The organism is Streptomyces sp. SPB074, from assembly GCF_000154905.1.
In the GTDB taxonomy this organism is placed as follows: domain Bacteria; phylum Actinomycetota; class Actinomycetes; order Streptomycetales; family Streptomycetaceae; genus Streptomyces.
Genome location: NZ_GG770539.1, coordinates 3,477,517 through 3,480,229, shown reverse-complemented (window position 1 = coordinate 3,480,229; position 2,713 = coordinate 3,477,517). Strand labels below are relative to the sequence as shown.

General features: G+C 75.1%; 3 protein-coding genes and 1 tRNA gene. 3 read left to right on the top strand and 1 reads right to left on the bottom strand.

Annotation, left to right across the window (positions count from 1 at the left end; translation table 11 throughout):
• Both SSBG_RS14380 and SSBG_RS14375 read left to right on the top strand, forming a co-directional pair.
• Window positions 1–590: DUF3566 domain-containing protein (locus tag SSBG_RS14380; RefSeq protein ID WP_008746839.1), on the top strand; the 590-nt coding region annotated here is incomplete at its 5' end.
• Between the two features lie 59 nt (window positions 591–649).
• Window positions 650–723, top strand: a tRNA-Ile gene (locus SSBG_RS14375).
• A 629-nt stretch (window positions 724–1,352) separates the two neighbouring features.
• Here the strand turns inward: SSBG_RS14375 and SSBG_RS14370 are convergent.
• Window positions 1,353–2,039, bottom strand: coding sequence for a DUF6344 domain-containing protein (locus SSBG_RS14370; protein WP_008746838.1), 687 nt, complete (start codon window positions 2,037–2,039; stop codon window positions 1,353–1,355).
• Between the two features lie 245 nt (window positions 2,040–2,284).
• Here SSBG_RS14370 and SSBG_RS31185 point away from each other — a divergent pair, with 245 nt between their 5' ends.
• The gene (locus tag SSBG_RS31185; protein ID WP_007824483.1) at window positions 2,285–2,413 is read left to right on the top strand and encodes a DLW-39 family protein; all 129 of its coding nucleotides are present in this window, start codon (window positions 2,285–2,287) and stop codon (window positions 2,411–2,413) included.
• Window positions 2,414–2,713 lie beyond the last annotated feature (300 nt).

Genomic DNA, 2,713 nt, shown 5'->3' with positions numbered 1-2,713 from the left:
CGCAGGGGCAGACAGACCAGCCGGGCACCTACAGCGGCGGCCGGCACGGCGGCGTCGGCGGCCACCCGGCGGCGAGCACGCCGTCGGCCGGGGCCGCCCCGTACCAGCCTCCGCAGGCGTACCAGGCGCCCGCCGGCGGCGGTCCTGGCGGGATGGCGGCGGGCGGCGCGGCGGGCCGCGGGGTGCGCAAGCCGCGTACCGGGGCCCGTCCGGTGCCGCGTACGCGCAAGGCCCGGTTGCGGGTGGCGAAGGCCGACCCGTGGTCGGTCATGAAGGTGAGCTTCCTGCTCTCCATCGCGCTCGGCATCTGCACGGTCGTCGCCGCGGCGGTGCTGTGGATGGTGATGGACGCGATGGGCGTCTTCTCCACCGTCGGCGACACCGTCGCGGAGGCGACGAGCTCCAGCGACGGGGGCGGCTTCGACCTGGAGTCCTTCCTCTCGCTGCCGCGCGTGCTCATGTTCACCTCGGTGATCGCGGTCATCGATGTCGTCCTGATGACGGCGCTTGCCACGCTCGGAGCCTTCATCTACAACCTCTCCGCCGGCTTCGTGGGCGGTGTCGAGCTCACGCTCGCCGAGGACGAGTAACCGATTTTGGGACTGGCCGTCTCGTGCGCTAATCTTCAGAGGTCAGCGCGCGAGCGCGCGGGGCTATAGCTCAGACGGTTAGAGCGCTTCCCTGATAAGGAAGAGGCCACAGGTTCAAGTCCTGTTAGCCCCACCGACACGAAAGACCCCCGGTCCCAGGACCGGGGGTCTTCTCGTTGTGCGGGGCCGGTGGTGGGGCGCCCGGTGTGTGCGGCGGCATCTCGGGGACAGGGCGCGGTACGGGTGCGGGCGGTGCGGGGACACGGCAAAGGGCCCCTGCGGCCTGGGGCCGGGGGCGGGACACGCGGGAGGGCGTGGAACGGTACGGGGTCGTGCGGGCGGGGGCGGCACAGGGATACGCAACAGGGGGCAGGGGCGGACGCGCCCAAGAGGGCGTGGCGGAGCGGGAGTTCCGGCGGAGTGGCGGAGTGTCGCAGGTGGTACCGGGGGAGCCGCCGGTGGGGCGGGGTCGTGCCGGAGCGGTGCTGCCGGGAGGGAAGCCGCCCGGAGCGGGTGAACGGCTCCGTGGGCGAAGACGTGCGGGGCGTACGCGGGTGGGGCCGGGAGTTCCGGTGGTGGTTGCGGCCGCCGGGCGGACGGTGGTGGGCCGTGGTGCTCGCGCGGGACGCGACGGGATGGCGCGTGCGGTACGGGGCGGGGTGGCGCGGGCCGTGCGCCGTGGGGTGGCGCGTGCGACAGGCCGTGCGAGGGCGGGCGTGCCGCGATACGGGAGAGGCGCGTGCGCGCCCTGGTCGGGGCGGTTCACCGGGCCGGGGTGGGGAGCGGGGCGGCGGCGCTGTCGTGGTGCTCGCGCGCGGCCGGGATGCCGGGGAGCGTGAACGGGGCCTCGGAGGCGTGCGGCAGGGCGGTGTCCGGGGCGCCGGCGGGGGCGGGGATGCCGGGGGCGAGCGGGGCGGGGTCCGTGGCCGGGGCGGGCTCGACGGCGGGCAGCGGGTGTGCGGCGGTACCGGTGCGCTGTTCGGGGCTGCCGCTCGTGGCGGTCTCCGCGGTAGTGCTCTCCGTCGTGGCATTCCGCGGAGTGGTGCTCTCCGTGCCGGGGGCGACCGCTCGCGTGGCGGTGGCGGCCGTCGTACGGGGTGCGGCGAGTGAGCCGCGGGCCGGGACCGCTCCGGTGTCGTAGGGGTGGTCGAGCGGGATGAGGAGCTGGCGGCAGGACGGTGAGGAGCCGTGCTGCTCGGCGCGGATGCGCTGCTTCATCGTGGGCGGCAGCGAGCGCCCCTGGGCGAGCGGTGGCCCGAAGAGCGCCGGGGCGACGGCGAGATCGCGCGGGGCGTCCTCCGCGCAGGGCAGGTCGCGCGGCTGGGGCGCCGGGGTCGCGGGGGCGGCGGCGGCCTGGGCGGGGGCGGCGGCGAGGCCGAGGAAGGCGAAGAGCGCGAGGAAGGCGCCGACGAGCGCCTTCCACAGCGTCGAGAAGGTCTGGGCAGCCACGGTGTGCTCACTTTCAGCTTGGGCGATTTGCGTACTTCCTCATGATGTGTACCGACGGTGTGAAGGGGAGGAGCGACGCTCGTGGCGCGCAGATCTTCTGATGAACGTCACTCGGACGGAGGGGTGCGGGCGGAGCGGGGGACGGCTGCCGCCCGGGTGCCGAAGGGGGCGCCGAGTGGTATGGGCCGGTGTGTATAGTCGGGCGGCAGAGGTCCCTGAACGTCAAAGAAGGACGAGGTCGCGCGGTGAAGAAGCTTCTCCTGGTCGCACTGGCCGCCATCGGCGGGCTCCTCGTGTACCGCCAGATCCAGGCGGATCGCGCCGAGCAGGATCTGTGGACGGAGGCGACCGACTCGGTTCCCTCGGGTTCCTGAGCAGTCGCGCTCCCGCTGAACGAGCTGAACGGGCTCCTGCCGCCGAGGGCGGCGGGGGCCCGTCGCCGTATCCGCCCCCCGGCGTCCCAACAGACCCTTCCGCCCGGTGAATTCGGCCCCCGCGCGGGACAGCACCCGGTCCGGGGCGGCAGGATGGACCCGCGCGCGGGGGCGGGGGCTCCCGGGAACAGGGGGCTGCGATGCGGGGCGGGCGTGCGGGTACGGCGTGGCGCGGTGGCGCGGGCGCGGTGCTCGCGCTGGCCCTCGGGCTCGCGGGCGCGACGCCCGTACCGGCGGCCG